2 protein-coding genes are annotated in these 1504 nt (G+C 63.2%); both read right to left on the bottom strand.

What is annotated here, in order from left to right; all coding sequences use genetic code 11:
* A partial coding sequence (locus EOA29_RS36195; RefSeq protein WP_126093654.1) for a hypothetical protein occupies positions 1-326 on the bottom strand: 326 nt, incomplete at its 3' end.
* The gene (locus EOA29_RS36190) at positions 323-1429 is read right to left on the bottom strand and encodes an IS5 family transposase (RefSeq protein WP_126093653.1); all 1107 of its coding nucleotides are present in this window, start codon (positions 1427-1429) and stop codon (positions 323-325) included. The genes EOA29_RS36190 and EOA29_RS36195, both read right to left, overlap by 4 nt.
* Positions 1430-1504 lie beyond the last annotated feature (75 nt).

Genomic DNA, 1504 nt, shown 5'->3' with positions numbered 1-1504 from the left:
TAGCAGGCTGTTGAAGAAGTCCACTTTCGGGCGGTGAAGTCGGCTTCGTCGCCGTTGTGAAAGCAGATTTGGCCCATGATGGAGCCGTCTGGTTGGATTTCGGCCCAGCCGTCGCCTTGGGCTTCGTCCATTTCATCGTTGCCTTGCCAGGAGAAGGCGACATGATTTCCATCCGCTCCGCCGAAGATCTGCCCGGTGACGCAGCCGAAGGCGAATTCGCCGGAGCCGCTGGCCGCGAACTCGATGTAAGCGGGCTCCATCATGTCGCGATAGTCCTCGACATAGTCGGGCATCGCGACGATCCGCCAACGGCCGGCGAGGCTCATGGCTGTACCGCCAGCAGCTTGGGCAAGCGGACCAGATTGTAGGCCGCCAGGTTCAGGGTGAAGGCCGCGCCCACACGGGCGCATCCTCGCAGCTTGACCTTGGCCATGCCGGCCGATGACTTGATCCAGCCGAACACCTCTTCGATCCGCTTGCGGCAGCGCTGGCTGGCTTCATAGCCCGGATGGCGCTTCGTGCGGCCATCGATGGCCGTTACGCGAGGCTTGCCGGTTTTGCTCAGATGGCCGTCGACGGCGATGTGCGGCGTGACGTTGTGCTCGCGCAGATCCTTGACGAACTGGCGTACGTCATAGGCCTTGTCGGCCCCAAGCGTGATGCGCCGCCGCGATGGCCGGCGTTTCAACATGGCAAGCGCAGCCTCGCGCTCGGCTTTGCCCGTGGCCTGGGTGACGCCGCCATCCACGACCAGCCCGTGGCGGTTCTCCATCAGCGCATGGCCCATGTAGCACAGCTTCGCTGGCTGACCGTCGCCCTTCTTGTAAAGCCGCGCCTGCGGATCGCTCGTGCTCTGGTGGGTATCGTTGGAGCGCTTCTCCTTGTGGAAGCCGCGCTCGGCGTTGCGGCCAGCGCCATCCGGATCGTTGTCGCCGCCGTCCTTGCGGCGGAAGCTCTTGATCGAGGCCCAGGCTTCGATCATCGTCCCATCCACCGAGAAGTGATCCGACGACAACAGCCGCTTCACCCTTGGCTGCGCCAGCACCGCGCGCAGAAACTTTGCCGCGATCTCACCTTCCAACAGCCGATCCCGGTTCTTGGTGAAGCTCGAATGATCCCAGGCCGGCTCGTCAACGCCGAGCCCCACGAACCAGCGGAACAGAAGATCGAACTCCATCCGCTCCATCAACTGACGTTCCGAGCGAATGCCGTAGAAGGCCTGCAACAGCATCGCACGCAGCAAACGCTCCGGCGCGATCGAGGGCCGGCCGAGCCCGGGCGGATAAAGCACCGCAAAATCGCTGTCCATCCCTACGAGAGCCGCGTTCACGATCTCCCGTATCACCCGAAGCGGATGATCCCGCCGAACCCGCGCCTCGAGGTCGACATAGGAAAACAGCGAGCCCGACCGTTCGTCCAATCCGCGCATTCACCGTCCCCAAATCGTTCGGGGAGCAGTGAATCACGCTCCAAACAACCGCGCCAGTACTTCTTCAACAGCCTG

It is taken from the genome of Mesorhizobium sp. M1E.F.Ca.ET.063.01.1.1 (assembly GCF_003998155.1).
Taxonomy (GTDB): Bacteria; Pseudomonadota; Alphaproteobacteria; order Rhizobiales; family Rhizobiaceae; genus Mesorhizobium.
This window is presented reverse-complemented; position numbering and strand designations above follow the sequence as displayed.

Bases quoted from the DNA above. Each gene is read 5' to 3' on its own strand.
- EOA29_RS36190 (WP_126093653.1), bottom strand. From the start codon at position 1,429: ATGCGCGGATTGGACGAACGGTCGGGCTCGCTGTTTTCCTATGTCGAC.